The sequence below is a fragment of the Azospirillum sp. ST 5-10 genome (assembly GCF_051225715.1).
In the GTDB taxonomy this organism is placed as follows: domain Bacteria; phylum Pseudomonadota; class Alphaproteobacteria; order Azospirillales; family Azospirillaceae; genus Azospirillum.
The window spans coordinates 15,089-33,831 of the sequence record NZ_JBPJSP010000006.1 but is presented as its reverse complement, the minus strand read 5'-3'; the positions used below and the strand labels follow the sequence as shown (position 1 = coordinate 33,831).

18 protein-coding genes are annotated in these 18,743 nt (G+C 71.3%); 5 read left to right on the top strand and 13 right to left on the bottom strand.

The genetic code is table 11. The features are described from left to right. Positions 1-9 precede the first annotated feature (9 nt). Entirely contained in the window at positions 10-786 is a 777-nt protein-coding gene (locus tag ACSBPG_RS09105; protein WP_435536829.1) for an alpha/beta fold hydrolase, read from the bottom strand. On the opposite strand from ACSBPG_RS09105, the gene ACSBPG_RS09100 reads away from it, so the two are divergent. Beyond that, entirely contained in the window at positions 772-1,866 is a 1,095-nt protein-coding gene (locus tag ACSBPG_RS09100) for a LysR family transcriptional regulator (RefSeq protein ID WP_435536828.1), read from the top strand. The two genes, ACSBPG_RS09105 and ACSBPG_RS09100, sit on opposite strands and share 15 nt — an antisense overlap. 58 nt (positions 1,867-1,924) lie before the next feature. Here the strand turns inward: ACSBPG_RS09100 and ACSBPG_RS09095 are convergent, their stop codons facing one another. After that, positions 1,925-2,515 (bottom strand): hypothetical protein, encoded by a 591-nt coding sequence (locus ACSBPG_RS09095; RefSeq protein WP_435536827.1) that lies wholly within the window; start codon positions 2,513-2,515, stop codon positions 1,925-1,927. Positions 2,516-2,828: 313 nt separating this feature from the next. Here ACSBPG_RS09095 and ACSBPG_RS09090 point away from each other — a divergent pair, with 313 nt between their 5' ends. Continuing rightward, positions 2,829-3,413: a superoxide dismutase family protein gene (locus ACSBPG_RS09090; RefSeq protein WP_435536826.1), complete on the top strand. Its 585-nt coding sequence runs from the start codon at positions 2,829-2,831 to the stop codon at positions 3,411-3,413. 61 nt (positions 3,414-3,474) lie between these two features. Here ACSBPG_RS09090 and ACSBPG_RS09085 read toward each other — a convergent pair whose 3' ends face one another. Then, the gene (locus tag ACSBPG_RS09085) at positions 3,475-4,059 is read right to left on the bottom strand and encodes a class I SAM-dependent methyltransferase (RefSeq protein WP_435536825.1); all 585 of its coding nucleotides are present in this window, start codon (positions 4,057-4,059) and stop codon (positions 3,475-3,477) included. 268 nt (positions 4,060-4,327) lie between these two features. Here ACSBPG_RS09085 and ACSBPG_RS09080 point away from each other — a divergent pair, with 268 nt between their 5' ends. After that, positions 4,328-5,476, top strand: coding sequence for an HPP family protein (locus ACSBPG_RS09080; RefSeq protein WP_435536824.1), 1,149 nt, complete (start codon positions 4,328-4,330; stop codon positions 5,474-5,476). A 106-nt stretch (positions 5,477-5,582) separates the two neighbouring features. Here ACSBPG_RS09080 and ACSBPG_RS09075 read toward each other — a convergent pair whose 3' ends face one another. From ACSBPG_RS09075 to ACSBPG_RS09030, 10 genes are all read right to left on the bottom strand, one after another. Next, positions 5,583-5,843, bottom strand: coding sequence for a hypothetical protein (locus ACSBPG_RS09075; protein WP_435536823.1), 261 nt, complete (start codon positions 5,841-5,843; stop codon positions 5,583-5,585). A 326-nt stretch (positions 5,844-6,169) separates the two neighbouring features. Then, positions 6,170-7,420, bottom strand: a complete 1,251-nt coding sequence (gene frc / locus ACSBPG_RS09070; protein ID WP_435536822.1) for a formyl-CoA transferase — start codon at positions 7,418-7,420, stop codon at positions 6,170-6,172. 409 nt (positions 7,421-7,829) lie between these two features. Then, complete coding sequence (locus ACSBPG_RS09065) at positions 7,830-8,516, bottom strand: GntR family transcriptional regulator (RefSeq protein WP_435536821.1); 687 nt, start codon at positions 8,514-8,516, stop codon at positions 7,830-7,832. Positions 8,517-8,527: 11 nt separating this feature from the next. Continuing rightward, entirely contained in the window at positions 8,528-10,177 is a 1,650-nt protein-coding gene (locus tag ACSBPG_RS09060; protein WP_435536820.1) for a dipeptide ABC transporter ATP-binding protein, read from the bottom strand. Positions 10,178-10,190: 13 nt separating this feature from the next. Then, positions 10,191-11,084 (bottom strand): ABC transporter permease, encoded by an 894-nt coding sequence (locus ACSBPG_RS09055; RefSeq protein ID WP_435536819.1) that lies wholly within the window; start codon positions 11,082-11,084, stop codon positions 10,191-10,193. A gap of 3 nt (positions 11,085-11,087) precedes the next feature. Next, on the bottom strand, positions 11,088-12,122 hold the full coding sequence (locus ACSBPG_RS09050; RefSeq protein WP_435536818.1) for an ABC transporter permease: 1,035 nt from the start codon (positions 12,120-12,122) through the stop codon (positions 11,088-11,090). A 306-nt stretch (positions 12,123-12,428) separates the two neighbouring features. After that, positions 12,429-14,051, bottom strand: coding sequence for an ABC transporter substrate-binding protein (locus tag ACSBPG_RS09045; protein WP_435536817.1), 1,623 nt, complete (start codon positions 14,049-14,051; stop codon positions 12,429-12,431). Between the two features lie 237 nt (positions 14,052-14,288). Next, positions 14,289-14,753 (bottom strand): MaoC family dehydratase, encoded by a 465-nt coding sequence (locus ACSBPG_RS09040; RefSeq protein ID WP_435536816.1) that lies wholly within the window; start codon positions 14,751-14,753, stop codon positions 14,289-14,291. 28 nt (positions 14,754-14,781) lie between these two features. Next, a complete protein-coding gene (locus ACSBPG_RS09035) occupies positions 14,782-15,612 on the bottom strand; it encodes an SDR family oxidoreductase (RefSeq protein WP_435536815.1) in 831 nt (276 codons plus the stop codon). Beyond that, positions 15,609-16,478: an oxepin-CoA hydrolase, alternative type gene (locus ACSBPG_RS09030; protein WP_435536814.1), complete on the bottom strand. Its 870-nt coding sequence runs from the start codon at positions 16,476-16,478 to the stop codon at positions 15,609-15,611. Before ACSBPG_RS09030 ends, ACSBPG_RS09035 begins: the two co-directional genes overlap by 4 nt. 140 nt (positions 16,479-16,618) lie before the next feature. Here ACSBPG_RS09030 and ACSBPG_RS09025 point away from each other — a divergent pair, with 140 nt between their 5' ends. Together ACSBPG_RS09025 and ACSBPG_RS09020 are read left to right on the top strand one after the other, a co-directional pair. Continuing rightward, positions 16,619-17,830, top strand: coding sequence for a CaiB/BaiF CoA transferase family protein (locus tag ACSBPG_RS09025; protein ID WP_435536813.1), 1,212 nt, complete (start codon positions 16,619-16,621; stop codon positions 17,828-17,830). Next, positions 17,827-18,672: an IclR family transcriptional regulator gene (locus tag ACSBPG_RS09020; RefSeq protein WP_435536812.1), complete on the top strand. Its 846-nt coding sequence runs from the start codon at positions 17,827-17,829 to the stop codon at positions 18,670-18,672. Before ACSBPG_RS09025 ends, ACSBPG_RS09020 begins: the two co-directional genes overlap by 4 nt. The last annotated feature ends 71 nt before the right edge of the window (positions 18,673-18,743 follow it).

The following is an 18,743-nucleotide window of genomic DNA, read 5'->3' as shown; positions in this document are numbered from 1 at the left end:
GCGCGGGCGCTACGCCGCGGTGTGCCGCCCGAGGAACCGGAGCAGCAGCCGGGCGATCTCCTCGGGCTGATCCTCCATCGCGAAATGCCCGCAATCCTTGAGGATGGTGAGCTCGGAGCCGGGGATCGCGGCGTGCAGGCGGTGGGCCCAGTCCACCGTCTGCCAGGCGTCGTCGGCGCCCCAGATCAGCTGCACCGGCAGCGCGCCCAACGCGGGCAGGCGGTCGGCGATCTCCATCGTGTGCTTCGGGTCGTAGTGGCGCACCTGGTGCTGGAACAGGCTGGGCCGGCCGATCGGACCGCAGATGTAGTCCAGATACGTGTCCAGCGCCCCCGCGCCGAGACGCCGCCCGTCGTGCACGGCGCTGAGGAGCCACGCGCGGAAATGCGCCCGGTGTTCGGCCTCCGGCCGCCTCGCCATCGCCTCCAGCCCCTGCTCCATCTGCTGCCGGGTGCGCTGGGACGGATAGCTGTCGAAGCTCACCGTGTCGATCATGGTGAGCGAGCGCAGGCGGTGGGGCGAGAAGACGCCGAAGCGCTGCGCGATGCCGCCGCCGATGTCGTGGGCGACGAGGTGCGTCGTTTCCAGACCCCAGTGGTCGAGCAGACCTTCCAGGATCGCGACCTGCCCCGTGATCGAGGTGTCCACGTCGGGGGCGTGCGGCCGCTCGGAAAGGCCGTAGCCGAGAAGATCGAAGACGTGCGCCCTGTAGCCGGCGCGCGTCAGATGGGGCACGACGTCGCGCCAGATGAGCGAGGAGGACGGGGTTCCGTGCAGCAGCACCACGGGCGTGCCGTCTCCGTGGACGCCGTGCGCGATGCGGCTTCCGTTGATCACGACGTGGCGTGTGGCAAGGGCGTTCATGGCGTGGCTCCTTCCTGCTGTCACGGCGAAAGCTGGAGCGGCGGGCCCCATGACGCAAATGGATTTGCTTCATTGATCCATCGATATCCGTCATGTAAAACCGGCGTCATGAGCCACCGGCTGGACATCGACGCACTTCAGGCGCTCTGCGCCATCGCGGATCATGGCGGGGTGACGCGCGCGGCCGCTCGCCTGTCGCTGTCCCAGTCCGCCGTGTCGCACAAGATCAAGCGCCTCGAAGAGCACATCGGGCGTCCGCTTCTGGCGCGCCGCCCGGGCGGCCCGGTCTTCACCGGGGACGGGGAGACCCTGCTCGCCTACGCGCGCCGCATCCTGTCGCTGCACGACGAAGCCGTCGCGAGCCTCGCGACCAGCCCCCTGACGGGGCGCATCCGGCTCGGCATGACCGAGGACGTCATCAGCGGCGGCCTGTCCACCATCCTGGGACGCTTTGCACGGCTGCATCCGGACGTCGCCGTCCACACCCACGTCGGCCAGAGCCTGACGCTCGAGGCGGAGCTCGAATCCGGCGAGATCGACCTCGCCGTGATGCAGCGGTTCAAGCACGCGCCGCATCCCGCCGACATCGTCCTGTTCGAAGACGCGCTGCATTGGGTGAAGTCGGCGGACCTGCGGCTCGATGAAACCCGCCCGGTCCCGTTCCTCGCCTTCGACGGCCGGTGCTTCTACAGGAAGTGGGCGATGGACATGGTGGCGCCGCGCGGCGCCGGCTTCGTCACGGTGCTGGAATGCGCAAGCGTGGCCGGGATGGTGTCCGGCATCCAGGCCGGCCTCGGCGTGGCGCTCCTCAACGCGCGTCACGTGACGGCGGGGATGGAGGTGATCGACCACCTCTTCGATCCGCCGCCGGCGATCGCCTATGTCGTCCGGATCGGCCGGCGGTCCCGCTCCGAGGCGACGCGCGCCCTGGCCGGGGAGATCGCCCGGGAGAACGGGCGGCAGCACGGCGGACGAACCGCGGACGACGGCCGGCGCGTCTGAGGCGACGCGGGCGGCAGGGGCACGAGCTGGCGGCCCCGCCAGACCCCATCGCGCGCGCTCAGTCCGACTCGTCGGTGCCGACGGTGCTGCCGAAGGTGCGGTCGGTGTCGCCGCGGCCCTGCGGCAGCACGGCGAAGCCGTCGGGGAACAGGTCCTTCACCGTGTCGGAGACCAGGAAGCCGAAGGACAGGTCGCCCGGCTGCACCCGCCCGACCGAGCGGTTGGCGCTGGTGCTGAGCGCCCGGTCGCCCTCGCACAGGGCGGCGGCGACGCCCACCGTCGAGGCCATGCTCTCGAAGTCGGCGTCGGCCCGCTCGGCCGTCCGCGCCGCCTCCGTGTCGGGCCGGCAGAGGTCGGCGGTGACGTTGGCCTCGGCGTCGTGGAAGGCGATCACCAGACGGTAGCTCTTGCCCGGGTCGAAGGACTCGTGGGTGGTGAAGTTGCGTTTGGGGTCGCGCAGCTCCTCGGGCAGGGACTCGACCACCGCCGTGGCGAAGGCCTGCGGCTCCATGCCCTCCTTGCTGCCGATGACGGAGACCGCGAAGCCGCTGTCCTGCGGCTGGACGGTCGTCTCCGCGGCGGCCGTGCCGCCGGCGATCAGCAGGCCGGCCGCGGACGCCACCAGGAACGGGCGCATCGTTGCAACCATCGACTCCTCTCCCGATGTCGGTCGCGCCCCGGCGGGGCGGACGCGGTTCTGTCCCATCAGGAACACGCGGCGACGCCAAAGGTGCCCCGCGGTGCAGCGTAGCGTGCACGGGATGCGGAAAAATCGCCGGGCCGGCCGCCGCGGCGCAACGCACGGCGCCGTCCGGCGTTTCCCTACAGCAAGATCGCGTTTGGTCGGACCGACCAGACGCGATCTTGCTGTAGCCAATTGAATTTGGAGCGGGATCACTCCAGGTGATTCCACCTGGAGTGATCCCGCTCTAGGAACGCACCGACGACCGGGAGGACCCCCCATGCGACACGCTCTTTTCGCCGCCGCCCTGCTCGCCGCCCTCGGCGCCACCGCCGCCCACGCCCAGGGCGGCGGCCAGGGCGGCGCCGCCCTGGCGCCGCTGCCCGACGCGCCCGGCGGCCAGGCGCTGGCCACCGCCAATCTCGCCGGCCCCGACGGCAAGGCCATGGGCAGCGCCGCCTTCGTCGAGACCCCGGCCGGCGTGCTGGTCCAGGTGCGCCTGGAGAACGTTCCGCCCGGCACCCACGGGCTGCACATCCACCAGAAGGGCGCCTGCGAGCCGCCCGACTTCAAGTCGGCCGGCGGCCACTTCAACCCCGGCAACGAGAAGCACGGCCTGATGGCGCCGGGCGGCCGCCACGCCGGCGACCTGCCCAACGTCTTCGTCGGCCAGGACGGCCGCGCCAACGCCGACATCCTGAGCGACGCGGTCAGCCTCGGCACCGGCGCCAACAGCCTGTTCCCCCAGGGCGGCACCGCGCTGGTCCTGCACTCCGGCCCCGACGACTACCGCACCGACCCCGCCGGCGCCTCGGGCGACCGCATCGCCTGCGGGTCCATCCTGCGCACCACCCAGGCGCAATGAGCCGGGCGCAATGAGCCGGGTGAAATGACGGGGGCGCCGGCGCCCGCCGCGCGGGCGCCGGTCAGCGGCGTCCGGCGTCCGGCTTCACGACCTCCAGCTCGATGGAGATCTCGTCGACGACGTTGTTGTAGATGGCCGCGGCCTCGTTCAGCCCGTCCTGGGTGATCGCGCCGGACTGCAGCTTGCGGTACCAGATCTCCGTCAGCCGGTGGTCGACCGACACCGTCCGGAAATCGACGTCGAGCTGCATGGCCAGCCGGGTGTTCGGCCAGCCGCGCTCGATGAAAACGCGGTTCGCTTCCTTGGAGAACAGCGACAGGACCGCCGGGGTGACGGGCCGCACGTGCGTCGGGTCGCCGAGGAAGCCGTCGCTGCGCGGGTGCGGCACCTTGATGACGATGCGCGCCCCGTTCCGGCACACCCGGTACATCTCCTTCATGATGTCGAGGAAGACCGCGGTGGTCTGGCCGAGGTGCTCGAGGACGTGGATGAGCCGGATCTCGGCGACGCCGTCGGTGGCGAAGGGCCACGGCGTCGCCTCCAGGTCGACGACCATGTCGGGCGCGAAGGTGTCGTACTTGTCGACGTTGACGTAGCCCGGGAGCTTCCGGTCGCCGCACCCGAGGTTGAGCTTCAGTTCCGTCATGGGCCGGCCTCCGGTGGGATCGCTGCGCCGCCGCCGCACCGACTCGCATAGCATCCCGGCGGCCCGGCGTACAGCCCCGTCCGGCGCGCCGGCGTGCCACGGCCGGGGGGATCGCGCTCCTGGCCATGCGCCCAGCGATTGGGCGGACCACTGCCCAAATTTTCCGCATTGCGCAAATTGATTCATCAGACGTAAATGTTTTCCGCCCACCGCGTTAGGGTCGTGGGCAGCGCGAACATCCATGGCCCTTTCCGCGGAGATGCACGACGTGACGACCGCCGACCCCAGCCAGCGGCCCCACCGGACGGCCGCCTGGCTGCGCCGCTTCCTGCCGTCGCCGCCCACCGTCGACCGCCGGGAGTGGCTGCGCGCCTGCTGCGGCGCCCTGCTCGGCCTGCTGGCGACGGCGTGGCTGAGCGGCACCCTGGCGGGATCGGCGGCGGTTCTGCCGCTGCTGATCGCGCCGATGGGGGCGTCCTCGGTGCTGCTGTTCGCCGCCCCGGCGAGCCCGCTGGCCCAGCCCTGGTCGATCATCGGCGGCAACCTCGTCGCCGCCCTGGTCGGGGTGACCTGCGCGCGCTGGATCGGCGACCCGACCCTGGCGGCGGCCGTCGCGGTGTCGCTCGCCATCGCCCTGATGTTCCCGCTGCGCTGCCTGCACCCGCCGAGCGGCGCCGTGGCGCTCACCGCCGTGCTCGGCGGGCCGGCGGTGGCGGCGCAGGGCTACGCCTTCGTCCTGGCGCCGGTGGCCCTCAACTCCGTGCTGCTGCTGGTCATGGCGCTCCTCTTCAACAACCTCACCGGCCGCTCCTATCCCCACGTCGCGGCGATCGCGCCCAAGGCGTCGCACGCCACCTCGGACCCGGCGCCGGGTGAGCGGGTCGGCCTCACCATGGCCGATGTCGACGCGGTGCTGAAGGCCCACAACGAGGTCATCGACATCGACCGCGACGACCTCGAGATGCTGTTCCGGGAGGCGGAGGCGCGCGCCTACCAGCGCCGTTTCGGCACGGTGCGGTGCGCCGACATCATGTCGCGCGACGTCGTCGCCGTCGCTCCGGAGACCCGCGCCGCGCGCGTCTGGGACCTGCTGCACCGGCACCGCATCAAGGCGATCCCGGTGATCGACGGGGAGCGGCGGGTGATCGGCATCGTCACGCCCGCCGACGGGCTGGCGGTGGCGGCGCAGACCGCGGGCGAGCTGATGACCGCGCCCGTCCGTACGGCGCGGACGGACGATCCCATCACCGGTCTCGTCGCGACCTTGTCGGACGAGGGGCTGCACCACGTGCCGGTGATCGACGAGGCGGGGCGGCTGGTGGGCATCGTCACCCAGTCCGACCTGATCGCCGGACTCTACCGCGGCCGCGCGGCCCTGCCGGGCGGCGATCAGCGCTGGGGCGAACTGCGGGCGTGACGGCGTGACGGCGTGACGGGGGCGGCGAAGACGGTGGCGACGGTGCGCCCGGCCGCCGACGAAGGCAGGATGACGACAGCGATGGCGGTGCGCGCCGGCCGGCGGCTCAGCGCAGCCACTCCTTGACCTCGCGCAGGCGCTCGTCGCCGCGCGGGGTGCGCGCGTACTCGCGGCCGTAGCGGGTCTGGTACTCGCGGACGTAGCCCTGCTCGATCAGCTCCTCGAGCGCCGGGCGGACGACGATCGGCTTCAGCTTGGTGGCGCGGATGATGGAGATCAGCGACGCCGGCAGCAATTGGGTGGCGGAGCCCGGCGTGGCCCGCAAGGTCGTGAGCGTCGTCCAGTTCACCGAAGTCGGCGAGATCATGCGAACCTCCATTGGCTCGTCTGACGGAAATGCACGGGGATCCGGGCGCGGCGGAAGGGGCGCCCCGAGAGGACAACACGCCGGCCGTCCGCCGGTTTCCCGGCAGCCCGCGCGGCGACGCGACGAACCGGCTCGCCCGGGGACGCAGGCCACGCCATCGCGCTCTCCACCCAGACCGCACCAACCCGGAAAGCCTAACACGTTCGGCAGGGGTGGGTAAGGCGGGACGCGGGCTTATGCCGCAGCGCAAAAGAAAACGGCGCCCGGATTCCGGGCGCCGTTTCCTTTTTGCCGCACCGCCGCGGTGGCGCGGCGGGAGAGCGCGATCAGACCGCCTTGGCGGCGTGCATCTCGGCGATCTGCTCCGGCGTGTAGCCGAGCTGGGCCAGGACCTCGTCGGTGTGCTCGCCCAGCAGCGGCGACCCGGTGATCTCGACCTTGAGGTCGGAGAACTTGATCGGGCTGCCGACCGTCAGGTACTTGCCGCGCTGCTTGTGCTCGACCTCGACGATCGAGCCGCTCTTGCGCAGCGACGGGCACTCGGCGAGTTCCTTCATCGACAGCACCGGCGAGCACGGGATGTCGTACTTGCGCAGGATGTCGACCGCCTCGTACTTGGTCTTGTCCTTCAGCCAGTCCTCGATCGTCGCGAAGATGTCGAAGATCTTGTCCTGGCGGGCGCGCGCGGTGTTGTAGGCGGGATCGTCGATCCACTCCTCGCGGCCCAGCGCCTTGCAGATCGGCGCCCAGGCGTGGCCCTGGATGGTGAAGTAGATGTAGGCGTTGGGATCGGTCTCCCAGCCCTTGCACTTCAGCACCCAGCCCGGCTGGCCGCCGCCGCCGGCGTTGCCGCCGCGCGGCACCACGTCGGAGAACTCGCCGTGCGGGTACTGCGGGTACTCCTCGAGGTAGCCGACGCGCTCCAGGCGCTGCTGGTCGCGCATCTTGACGCGGCACAGGTTGAGCACGGCGTCCTGCATGGACACGGCGACCTTCTGGCCCTTGCCGGTCTTCTGGCGGCCGATGATCGCGGTCAGGATGCCGATGGCCAGGTGCATGCCGGTGTTGCTGTCGCCGAGGGCGGCGGCGCTGACGGTCGGGGGGCCGTCCCACCAGCCGGTGGTCGAGGCGGCACCGCCGGCGCACTGGGCCACGTTCTCGTAGACCTTGAGGTCCTCGTAGTGGTGGCCGTCGGAGAAGCCCTTCACCGACGCGACGATCATGCCCGGGTTCAGCTCGTTGATGTGGGCCCAGGTGAAGCCCATGCGGTCGAGCGCGCCCGGCCCGAAGTTCTCGACGAGGACGTCCGACTCCCGGATGAGCTTGGTCAGGACTTCCTTGCCCTGCGGAGTCTTGGTGTCGAGGGTGATCGACCGCTTGTTGCTGTTCAGCATCGTGAAGTACAGGGCGTCCGCGTCCTCGATGTCGCGGAGCTGGGTGCGCGTCACGTCGCCGGCGCCCGGCCGCTCGACCTTGATCACATCGGCGCCGAACCAAGCCAACAGCTGCGTGCACGCCGGACCGGCCTGCACGTGGGTGAAGTCGATGATCTTAATCCCCTCGAGTGGCTTGCTCATGATGCTCTTCACTCCCTTTCGGATGCTCGAGTTTTCCCCGGAGCGGCACTCGCTCGACACGTTCCGGGTTGAAACGGTTTCGTCCTTATCGGGTGGACGGAACGGCGTTCAGCCGGTCGCGGCACGCTGGGTTCGCGCCATACCCTGACATTGGCTATACCGTATACCAGATACGGTGCTCGAGGCAAGACCCATTGGGAGCCGCGCGAACTGTTGTTCGCGCGAACAAAGAAGGGCTGTCATGCACGAGCTTGCCCTCCTCCGCCCCTGGCGGGGGAGGGTGGTGCCGAAGGCGCCGGGTGGGGGCTTGGTCCTGCAAGGATGCCGAACGCCGGACGGCGCGATGCAGGCGTGCGCAATACCTTGCCCCCACCCCGACCCTCCCCCGGCGGCGCCGGGGGAGGGCGTATCAGACCGCCACCGCCGTGCGGTGGACGGTGAGGAAGGTGGCGCTGGCGACGCCGACGGTGAGGACGTGGGCGCGGGCGGCGGCGGTGGCGGCGGCGGCGTCGCCGCGCAGGATGGCGGTGACGATGGCGTCGTGCTCGTCCCAGCTCTTGGCGAGGCGGCCGTCGACGCGGAACTGGGCGCGCCGGAAGGGCGCCAGGCGGGTGCGGGTGGCGGCGGCGAAGTCGCGGAGGTAGCCGCAGTGCGCGCCGTCGTAGAGCAGGGTGTGGAAGCGCACGTTGACCTCCTCGTACGCCGCGCGCGCACCGTCGCGCACGAAGGCGGCGGAGCCCTGGTGGAGGGCGTCGAGCGCCCGGCGCTCGGCGGCGGTCATGCGCCGGGCGGCGAGGCCGGCGCACACCCCTTCCAGCTCGCCCATGGCGTCGAACATCTCGCTCAGCCGCTCGTCGGTGATGGCGCCCACCACCGCCCGCCGGTTGGGCGGCCGCTCGGCCAGCCCCATGGTGGAGAGCTGGCGCAGCGCCTCGCGCACCGGCGTGCGCGACACCCCGAACCGCTCGGCCAGGCCGCCCTCGTCCAGCTTCCCGCCGGGCGGCAGGATGCCGCGGACGATCTCGTCGGCCAGCACCTGGACCATCTGGTCCACCGTCGTCCCGGCCCGCAGCAGCGGCCGCCTGCGGTCGCTCATGCTGCGATCGCTCATGCTGCGGCCGCGGGCGGCGGATGGGGAATCGCGTCGAGCAGCGCCCGGGTGTAGGGATCGGACGGCGCGTGCAGGATGCGCTCGGCGGTCCCCTCCTCGACGATGCGCCCGGCGCGCATCACCATGACGCGGTCGCAGATCAGGCGCACGACGTTGAGGTCATGGCTGATGAAGAGATAGCTCATGCCCAGCTCCGCCTTGAGGTCGGCCAGGAGATTCAATACCACCGCCTGCACGGATACGTCGAGTGCCGCGGTCGGTTCGTCGAGGATGACGAGCTTGGGGTCGAGCGCGATCGCGCGGGCGATGCCGACGCGCGCCTTCTGGCCGCCCGAGAGCTGGTGCGGGAAGCGGTCGAGCAGGTCGAGCGGCAGGCCGACCCGGCGCGCCAGCTCCTCGGCCCGGGCGCGCGCCGCGGCGCGGCCCAGCCCGGCCATGCGGAACAGCGGGTCGGCGATGGAGCGGAACGCCGTCCAGCGCGGGTTGAGGCTGTCGGTGGGGTCCTGGAAGACCATCTGCAGCTTGCCGCGCAGCGGGTGTCGGGCGAAGCGGTCGGCCGGCACGGCGCCGACGTCCTCGCCGGCGAAGCGGATGGCGCCGGCGGTCGGGTCGAGGAGGCGCATCACCATGGCCGAGGTGGTCGACTTGCCGCAGCCGCTCTCGCCCACCAGCCCCAGGCTCTCGCCCTCGTGGACGGTGAAGGAGAGGCCGTCGACGGCGCGGAACGGCGCCGCCCCGTGGCGGCCGGGGAACGCCTTCACGAGGTCGCGCACCTCCAGGAGCGGCCGTCCCCCAGGCGCCGGCGCCGGCACCGCCGCCGGCGGCGGGTCGGGCAGCAGGTCGCGGACGTCGGAGTCGAGGCGCGGGGTGGCGCGCAGCAGGCGCCGGGTGTAGGGGTGCTTGGGTGCTGCGAACAGCTCGGCCGCCGGGGCGTTCTCCACCACCGCCCCCTTCTCCATGACGACGATGCGGTCGCAGTAGGCGGCGGCGAGGCCCAAGTCGTGGGTGATCAGCACCACCGACATGCCGCGCGCGCGGGTCAGCTCGACCATCAGGTCCATCACCGCCTTCTGGGTGGTGACGTCGAGGCCGGTGGTCGGCTCGTCGGCGATCAGCAGCTGCGGCCGGCAGGCCAGCGCGATGGCGATGACGATGCGCTGGCACATGCCGCCCGACAGCTCGAACGGGTAGGCGTGGTAGCGCGCCTCGGGATCGGCGATGCGGACGGCGCGCAGCGCCTCCACCGCCTGCTCCCTGGCGGTGGCCGGCACCGCCAGCCCGTGCTCGATCAGCACGTCCTCGATCTGCCGGCCGACCGGGCGGATCGGGTTGAGGGCGGCGCGCGGGTTCTGGAAGACCATGGAGATCTCGCGCCCGCGCATCTCGGCCATGGTGCGCTCGCGGGCACCGCGCAGGTCGACGCCGCCGAAGACGATCGAGCCCCCGGCGATGCGCCCGGCGCGGTCGAGGATGCGCAGCACGGCGTAGGAGGTGACCGACTTGCCGGAGCCGGACTCGCCGACGATCCCCACGGTCTCGCCCTTGGCGACGGCGAAGGACACGGTCTCGATGGCGCGCACGGTGCCGCGCCGGGTGGCGAACTCCACCGTGAGGTCGCGGACGTCGAGCAGGGGCACGGAGGTCATGGGACGGCGCTCCTCAGGTGCGGCGCTGCGGGTCGACGAGGTCGCGCAGCCCGTCGCCCAGCAGGTTGAAGGTGAAGACGGCGAGCATCAGGGCGGCACCGGGGAAGAGGGCCAGCCACCATTCGCCCGAGACGATGAAGTTGGCGCCCTCGGCCACCATGATCCCCCATTCCGGGGTCGGCGGCCGCACGCCCAGCCCGATGAAGGAGAGGCCGGCGGCGTTGAGGATGGCCCAGCCCATGTTGAGCGACACCTGCACCATCATCGGCGGCAGGGCGTTGGGGAAGAGCTGGAAGGCGAGGATGCGCAGGGAGCCGTTGCCCGACAGCCGCGCCGCCTGGACGAAGCCGGCCTCGCGCCGCACGTTGACCTCGGCGCGCACCATGCGGGCGTAGAAGGGCAGGTTGATGACGGCGGTGGCGTAGACGATGTTCTCCACCGTGTTGCCCGCCGCGGCGACGATGCCCATGGCCAGCACGAAGAGGGGAAAGGCCATGATGGTGTCGAGCGCCCGGCCCACCACCCGGTCGGTCCAGCCGCCGTAGAAGCCGGCCAGCCCGCCGAGCACCGAGCCGGCGACGAAGGACAGCGCCACCGCCGCCACCGAGATGGCGAGGTCGAGGCGCGCCGCCACGACGACGCGCGAGAACACGTCGCGCCCGAGCTGGTCGGTGCCGAACCAGTGCTCCCAGGACGGCGGCTGCAGCGCCGCCGCCGCGTCGGTGGTCAGCGGGTCGTAGGGCACCAGCGCCGGCCCGAACAGGGCCGCCGCGACGATCGCCAGGAACAGGGCGAAGGCGACGGCGGTGATCGGGTTGCTGGCGACGACGTGGCGCAGGTGGCGGGCGAAGCCGCTGCGCCACAGGGCGCGCGGCGCGGCGGCGGCGACGGGAAGCGGCATGGCCATGGCTCAGCCCTCCAGACCCAGGCGCGGGTCGATCAGCGTGTAGAGCAGGTCGATCACCAGGTTGAGCGCCACGAACAGCAGCGCCATGGTGAGCACGAAGCCCTGCACCGCGGCGTAGTCCGACACCACCAGCGCCTCGACCGCGTAGGAGCCGATGCCGGGCCAGGCGAACACCTTCTCCACCAGCACGTTGGCGCCGAGCGCGAAGGAGAACACCATGCCGAGCGTGGTGACGACCGGCAGCAGGGCGTTGCGCAGGGCGTAGGTCACCAGCACGCGGCGGCGCGACAGGCCGGCGGCGCGGGCGGTGCGGATGAACTCGCTGCCCAGCGCCTGCAGCATGGAGGCCCGCGTCATGCGGGCGATCGGCGCCAAGGTGAACAGCGCCAGCGTCACCGCCGGCAGCACCAGGTGCGCCGCGGCACTGGCCGCCGCCTCGGTGTCGCCGGCGAGCAGCGCGTCGATCAGGTAGAAGCCGGTCACCGGCTCCGGCGGCAATGCGATGATGTCGAGCCGCCCCATCGGGGCCGGCGCCCAGCCCGCGAGGTAGTAGAAGACGTAGACCAGCGCCAGCCCGGTGAAGAAGGTGGGCAGCGACACGCCGGCGGTGACGACGAAGCGGCAGAGATGGTCGATCCAGCTGTCCGGCCGGGTCGCCGCGAGGATGCCCAGCGGCACCGCCACCGCCACGGCGATGACGAGGGCCAGCAGGGTGAGCTCCAGCGAGGCCGGCAGCCGGGTGAGGATCTCCGTCAGCACCGGCTGGCCGGTGGAGATGGAGGTGCCGAGGTCGCCGGTCGCCAGGTCCTGCACGTAGGCCAGGAACTGCACCGGCAGGCTGCGGTCGAGGCCGAGCTGGCGGCGGATCTCGGCGATCGACGCCGCGTCCGCCGCCGGCCCGGCGAAATAGACCGCGGGATCGCCGGGCAGCGCCCGGGTCAGCAGGAAGGTGATGACGATGATGCCCAGGAGGGCCGGCACCGCCTGCAGCAGGCGGCGCCCGGCCAACCGGAGCTTGGGGGGAACGGTCACGGCCATGGGCCCTCCGAGCGTGATCAGGCTTGTCGAGGCCCTCTCCCGCGCCGGGAGAGGGAGGGGCCATATGCGCTCATCATTCCGCCCTCCCCTCCGGCGGGGGAGGAAGGGGCCCGACCGAAGGTCGGGAAGGTGGGGGCAAGGTCTTGCCGAAGGAGCCGGTTCCCCGATGCGGCATCATCGGAGTGTCGGCCTCCCCGCGAAACCTTGCCCCCACCCTCCCGCTTCGCGGGGCCCTCCCTCCCCCGGCAGGGCCGGGGGAGGGCCGAAGCGAGCGCACAGGACGGGAGAGGGATAAGGGCGTCCCTCTCAGGCGCTGCGGAAGCCCAGGGCGCGGACGTCGGGCATGCGGTGGAACCAGAACTCGTACCCCGTCACGTCGGGGCGCATGGCGACGTTCATGCTGGGCTGCCACAGCGGGATGCGCGGCACCTCGTCGAAGGCCTTGGCGATCATCCGCTTGATCTTCGGCGCGTAGGCCGGATCGTCCATCGCCATGTCCAGGGTCTCCTCCACCAGCGTCGCCATCTCCGGGTCGTCGTAGTTGGAGGAGTTGAACAGGTTGCCCTTCACGTAGGCCCAGTAGAAGTAGTAGTCCGCGGTGTTGAGCCAGCCGCCGAAGTTCTCCAGGTGCAGCGGCAGCTTCTTCTCGACCAGCGCCACCGTGCGCCAGTTGGCGCCGGGGATCTTCTCCAGGGTGGTCTTGATGCCGATCTTCGCCAGCCCCTCCTGGATCAGCAGCGCCGTCGGCTCGCCCCACTCGGCGGTGCCGAGGTCGAAGGACAGCGGCACCTCGAAGCCCTTGGCGTAGGGGGTCTCGGCCAGCAGCGCCTTGGCCTTGTCGTAGTCGGTGTCGTAGGGGAACGGCTGCGGCCAAGCGATGTCGGCCGGCTCGGCGCTCTTGCCGCCCCACATGGGCGCGCCGAGCTTGTAGGCGGCGTTGGCGAAGATGTCGGCGTAGGGGATGGCGTAGGCGATGGCCTGGCGGACCTTCTTGTCCTTGAACGGCTCGAAGATCAGGTTGGGGCACAGCACGTTGATGCAGTTCTCCACCGGCGTGCCGACCACCTGCACCTTGCCGGCGTCGGCCAGCTCGCGCGCGTCCTTGGCGGGGATGTCGTGCGACAGGTGGACGTCGCCGCGCTCGATCAGCGCGCGCCGCGTCGCCTGGGACGGCACCTCGCGGATGATCACCCGCTTGACCGCCGGCACCGGGCCGCCGGTCCAGGAATCGTTGCGGCTGTAGACGAGCTGCTGGCCGGGGTCCCAGCGCTCCACCTTGAAGGCGCCGGAGCCGGCCGGGTTGCGGTGCAGGTACTCCATCGCCCAGGGATCGTCCTTGGTGGCCTTGGCCTTGGCGACCTCGCTGTTGATGATGAAGGGCACCGGCACGGCGAGGTCGGGCAGGGTCAGCTTCGAGGGATGGATGAAGGTGATGCGCACCGTCTTCTCGTCGACCACCTCGAACTGGTCGGGCGAGACGAGGGAGCCCGCCTTCATCTGGGTGGTGGGGAAGCCGCCGACGGTGACGGCGCGGTCGAGCGACCACTTCACGTCGGCCGCGGTGACCGGCTTGCCGTCCCAGAAGGTGGCCTTCTTCAAGTGGAACACCGCCGACATGCCGTCCGCCGCCACCTCCCAGGCCTCGGCCAGTTCGCCCTCCAGCTTGGAATAGTCGTAGCTCAGCGAGCCGTCCGGCAGGGTCTTGGTGCCGAAGGTCAGGAGCCGGTCGTAGCAGTTGACCGCCACCTGGTAGCTCGGCCGGTTGGTGCCGGTGCGGTGCAGGTCCAGGCTGTTGATGGTGGTGCCGGTGACCACGACCAGGGTGTCGCCCGTGGCCGCCGCGGCGGGCAGCGCCCGCAGGAAGGGCAGCACGCCCGCGCCGAGGGTCGCCGCCGAAGCACTGCCGAGGAAGGTGCGCCGGTTCATCATCGCTGGAGGTCCTTTCGTGGAGCGCAGGGTTTGCGAAAGTGTATGCACTTTCGGGGCCACCACGGCCCGGCGCGGAAAGGACGCGTTGTTCCAAGGAGTTGCTGCGCAGGTGCGTGGTTCTGCAGCGGCCGCCGTTGCGGCCGTTCTGCGCAAATGATGCGCAAATGACCGCAGGCGGGAAAACTGCTTAATAAGTATGCAGAAGGGGGGCCGTTCCCCGGGGTGCGGGGGGTGGGCTCACCGCGCCGCGCCCAGGTAACGGCGGGCGAGCCATTCCGCGACGAGGGCGGGCTTCTCCGCTCCCGCGATCTCGACCGTGACGGTCATCGTCGTCTGCACCTCGCCCGGCCGGATCTCCTCGAACCGCGTCAGGACGAAGCGCCCGCGGATGCGGCTCCCCACCGGGACGGGGGCGAGGAAGCGCACCCGGTTCATCCCGTAGTTCACGCCCATGGCGGCGCCCTCCAGCCGCGGAACGTCGCGCATCATGTCGGCGATCAGGGAGAGCGTGAGGAAGCCGTGCGCGATCGTCGTGCCGAAGGGCGAGGCCTTCGCCCGCGCGGGGTCGACGTGGATGTACTGGTGGTCGCCGGTGCAGTCGGCGAACCGGTCGATCCGTTCCTGCGTGATCGGGATCCAGCGCGAGACGCCGAGCTCCTGGCCGACCTTGGCCTCGTACTCCGTCCGCGACAGCGTCGCCATGGTCGCGCCCTCCGAAGGCCCTCGCCGGTCAGGCATCGACGTAGAGATCGAGCGCGAGGTCCCGGGCCGCGGGATCGCAGAGGTAGCGGTCGAAGTCGGTCTGTCCGTGTCGGCGCAGGACCTCCTCGTCGAGCAGGGTGTGCCCCGTCATCTCGTGCGCCGGAGAGGCGAGGATCAGGCACGCCGCATCGGCCACGATCGCCGGCGTCCGCGACCGCTCCAGGTACTCCGCGCCGACTTCGAACCGCACGGCGTCCGTCGCGACGGTGGTGCGCGGCCACAGCGTGTTGACGGCGATGCGCCGGCTGCGGAACTCCTCCGCCAGGCCCATGGCGATGAGCGTCATCCCGTATTTGGTGACCGTGTAGGGGATGTACGGTGCGAGCCACCGGCGGTCGAGGTTGAGCGGCGGCGACAGGCTGAGGATGTGCGCGTTGTCGGACGCTTCCAGAAGGGGAAGTGCGGCCCGGGCGACGGCGAGAAGGGCCCTGGTGTTGACCTGATGGAGCAGATCGAAGCGCTTCATCTCGAGCGTCGCGGCGGGTTCGAGCCGTATCGCCCCGGCGTTGTTGACGACCGCGTCGAGGCCGCCGAACGCGTTCTTCGCGGCGTCGACCGCCCGGGCGATCGCGGCGTCGTCGCGGACGTCGAGGCGGACCGCAAGGGCGCGGCCGCCGCGGCTGCGGACCTCCTCGGCGACGGAGTGGATGGTGCCCGGCAGCTTGGGATGCGGGACGTCCGACTTCGCCGCGACGACGATGTTGGCCCCCTCCGCCGCCGCCCTCAGGGCGATCTCCCGTCCGATGCCCCGGCTCGCACCGGTGATCAGGATGGTACGCCCGCTCAACGCACCGGTCATTCCGCCTCCTCGCGCGACGACGCGCGCTCCTGCCCGTGGTTGCCGGTGACGGCCGCCGCGTCGCGGGCCGCCGTGAAATCGGGGCGGCGCTTCTCGAGGAAGGCCGCGAGCCCCTCGGCGGCCTCCGCGCCGTAGCGCGCGCGGTTGATGGCGCGCGCCTCGACGTCGAGGTGCGTCGCCAGCTCGTGGTCGAGGGCCGCGTGCACCTGCCGCTTGATGCGCGCCGTCGCCTCCGGCGGGCCGGCGGCGACGCGTTCCGCCAGCTCCAGCGCCGCCGCCAGCACCGTGCCGTCCGGCGCCAACCGGTTGACGACCCCCAGCTCGGCCAGCCGCGCGGCGGCGGTGGGCCGGCCGAGCAGGCACATCTCCATGACGAGCTGGTGCGGCAGGGAGGAGCGCAGGAAATGCGTCACGCCGCCGTCCGGGCTGAGGCCGACGCGGACGTGGGCGACCGTGAAGGCCGCCGACTCCCCGGCGACGATCATGTCGCAGGCCAGGGCGAGGGCGACGCCGGCCCCGGCAGCGCCGCCCTCCACGGCCGCGACGACCGGCGTCGGAGCGCCGACGATGGACCGGATCATCGCGTTCAGCTTGTCGGTGTTGGCCGTCACGTCGGCCAGCGGCCGCGCGGCGCTGTCGCGCAGCGCCCGGACGTTCCCGCCCGAGGAGAAGAAGCCGCCGGCACCGGTCAGCACGATCGCGCGGACGTCGGGGTCCGCCCCGGCGGCGATGATCCGGGCCTGCACCTCCGGGTAGACGTCGGGACCGATCGCGTTGCGGGTCGTCCCCCCGTCGAGCGTCAGCAGCAGGATCCCCCCGCGCCGCTCGGCGTGAACGCGTGTCCGGTCGTCCTCGGGTTCCGCCATCGCTTCCTCTCCCCCTTCCGCACCGGCGAGACTATCGGCATGCGTCCTGCCGAATCAACGATTTTTGATGCAACGGATGGTTTTCGTTTGAAATAGTGAAACGATCTGAGAAAATAGTTCTATCATATGGAGGATCGACCATGAGCCGAACGGAGGGCGAGGGCCCGCTCAGGGGCCTGCGCGTGCTGGACATCGCGACGATCATCGCCGGCCCGATGGCCGGGACCCTGATGGCGGATTTCGGTGCGGAGGTGGTGAAGCTGGAGCTTCCCGGCCTCGGCGACGGTCTGCGCGGGTTCCCTCCGTTCCGCGACGGCAAGTCGCTGTGGTGGAAGGTGACCAACCGCGGCAAGTATTTCGGCACGCTCGACCTGCGCGCGCCGGACGGCCGGGAGCTCTTCCTGCGCATGGTGGCGAAGAGCGACGTCGTCATCGAGAACTTCCGGCCGGGCACGCTGGAGCGCTGGGGGCTCGACATCGCCACCCTGTGGCAGGCCAACCCGCGCCTCGTCGTGCTCCGCCTCAGCGGGTTCGGGCAGGACGGCCCGCATTCCCACCTGTCGGGCTTCGCGCGGATCTTCGAGGCGATGGGCGGGCTGACCGGCATCTCGGGCACGCCGGAGCTGCCGCCGATGCACACGGGCTACCCGATCGGCGACCCCATCGGCGGGCTGTTCGGCGGCTTCGCCATCATGGCGGCGCTCTGGAGGGTGGCGCAGGGCGAACGCGAGCAGGGGGAGGAGATCGACCTGTCGCTGACCGAGGCCATGTTCCGGATCATCGAGGTCCTGGCGATCGAGTACGACCAGCTCGGCGAGGTGCGCCGGCGCAGCGGCAACAGGAACCTCTACTCCGCGCCGTCCGACGTCTATCTGACGGCGGACAAGCGCTACGTCTCGCTCGCCGGCAGCACCAATCGCACCTTCGCCAACAACGCCCGGGCGATCGGGCGGCCGGAGCTCGCCGAGGACCCGCGTTACGCCACCAACGCGGCGCGGGTGGAGCATGCGGCCGACCTGGACCGGATCTTCGGCGGCTGGATCGCCGCCCACACCCAGGAGGAAGCCGTCGCCGCGTTCCGCGCGGCCCACGGCACGCTGGCCCCCATCTACTCCGTCGACCAGATCTTCGAGGATCCGCAGTTCGTCGCCCGCCGGGCGATCGCCACCGTGGCGGACGAGGACTTCGGCGAGGTGCGCATGCAGGGGCTGGTGCCCCGGTTCAGGAGGCGTCCGGGGAAGATCCGCTGGGCGGCAAAGGGGCTCGCTGCCGACAACGATTATATCTATAAGGAGATCGTCGGCCTCGGCGACGCCGAGATCGCGGGGTACAAGGCCAAGGGCATCATATGAGCGAGGGGCGGGACGTCGCCAACGGCGGTGCGGAGGACGGGGGTCCGCTCGATGCCCGCGCCGTGCAGGACGCCTCCCTGTCCTCCACGCTCATCCGCGGCATCGAGATCCTGCAGTGCTTCAGCTCCGGCGACCGGGCGCTCGGCAACGCGGACATCGCCCGCCAGGTCGGCCTCAACCGGCCGACCGTCTCGCGGCTGTGCAAGACGCTGGTGCACCTCGGCTATCTGCGCCGGGACAGGAAAGGGGCGTTCCGGCTGGCGCCGAAGCTGCTGGCGCTCACCTACCCCGTGCTGTCGGCGATGCCGTGGCGGCACGACGTCCTGCCGACGATGCGCGAACTCGCCGAGATGTGCGCCGGCAACGTCTCCCTCGGCGTGATGTCGGGAGACTCGTTCGTCCACATCCAGACGGCCGGCAGTCCGCCGGGCTGGCCGCACGTTCCCGACATCGGACAGACCGGTCCGCTGCACCGGTCGGCCCTGGGATGGGCGCTGCTGTCCATGCTGTACGGGCCGGAGTTCGACGACAAGCTCGCCGAGCTGCGCGGTCTCCACCCCGCGGAGTTCGCCGCCTTCGCCGACGCCACCGCCGCCGCGGTCGAGCGCTGCCGGACGCAGGGTTTCTGCGTGTCCTACGGCGACTGGCGGCCGAACCTCGTCGCCGCCGCGGCGCCGCTGGGGCGGACCGACGACGGGCTGTGCGTCGCCATCGCCTGCGCCGTGCCGCGCTATCGCGCGGTCGCCGAGCATTTCGAGACCGACCTCGGCCCGCGCCTGGCCGATGCGGCGGAGTCGATCCGCCTGTCGGGCGTCTTCGCCCTGCCCAAGGCGCCGGGCTGACCACGGCCGCACCGGGCCGGCGTCCGCCGGAACGCCCCGGTGACCGCATTCGCATTCGCCCTGTGTATTCG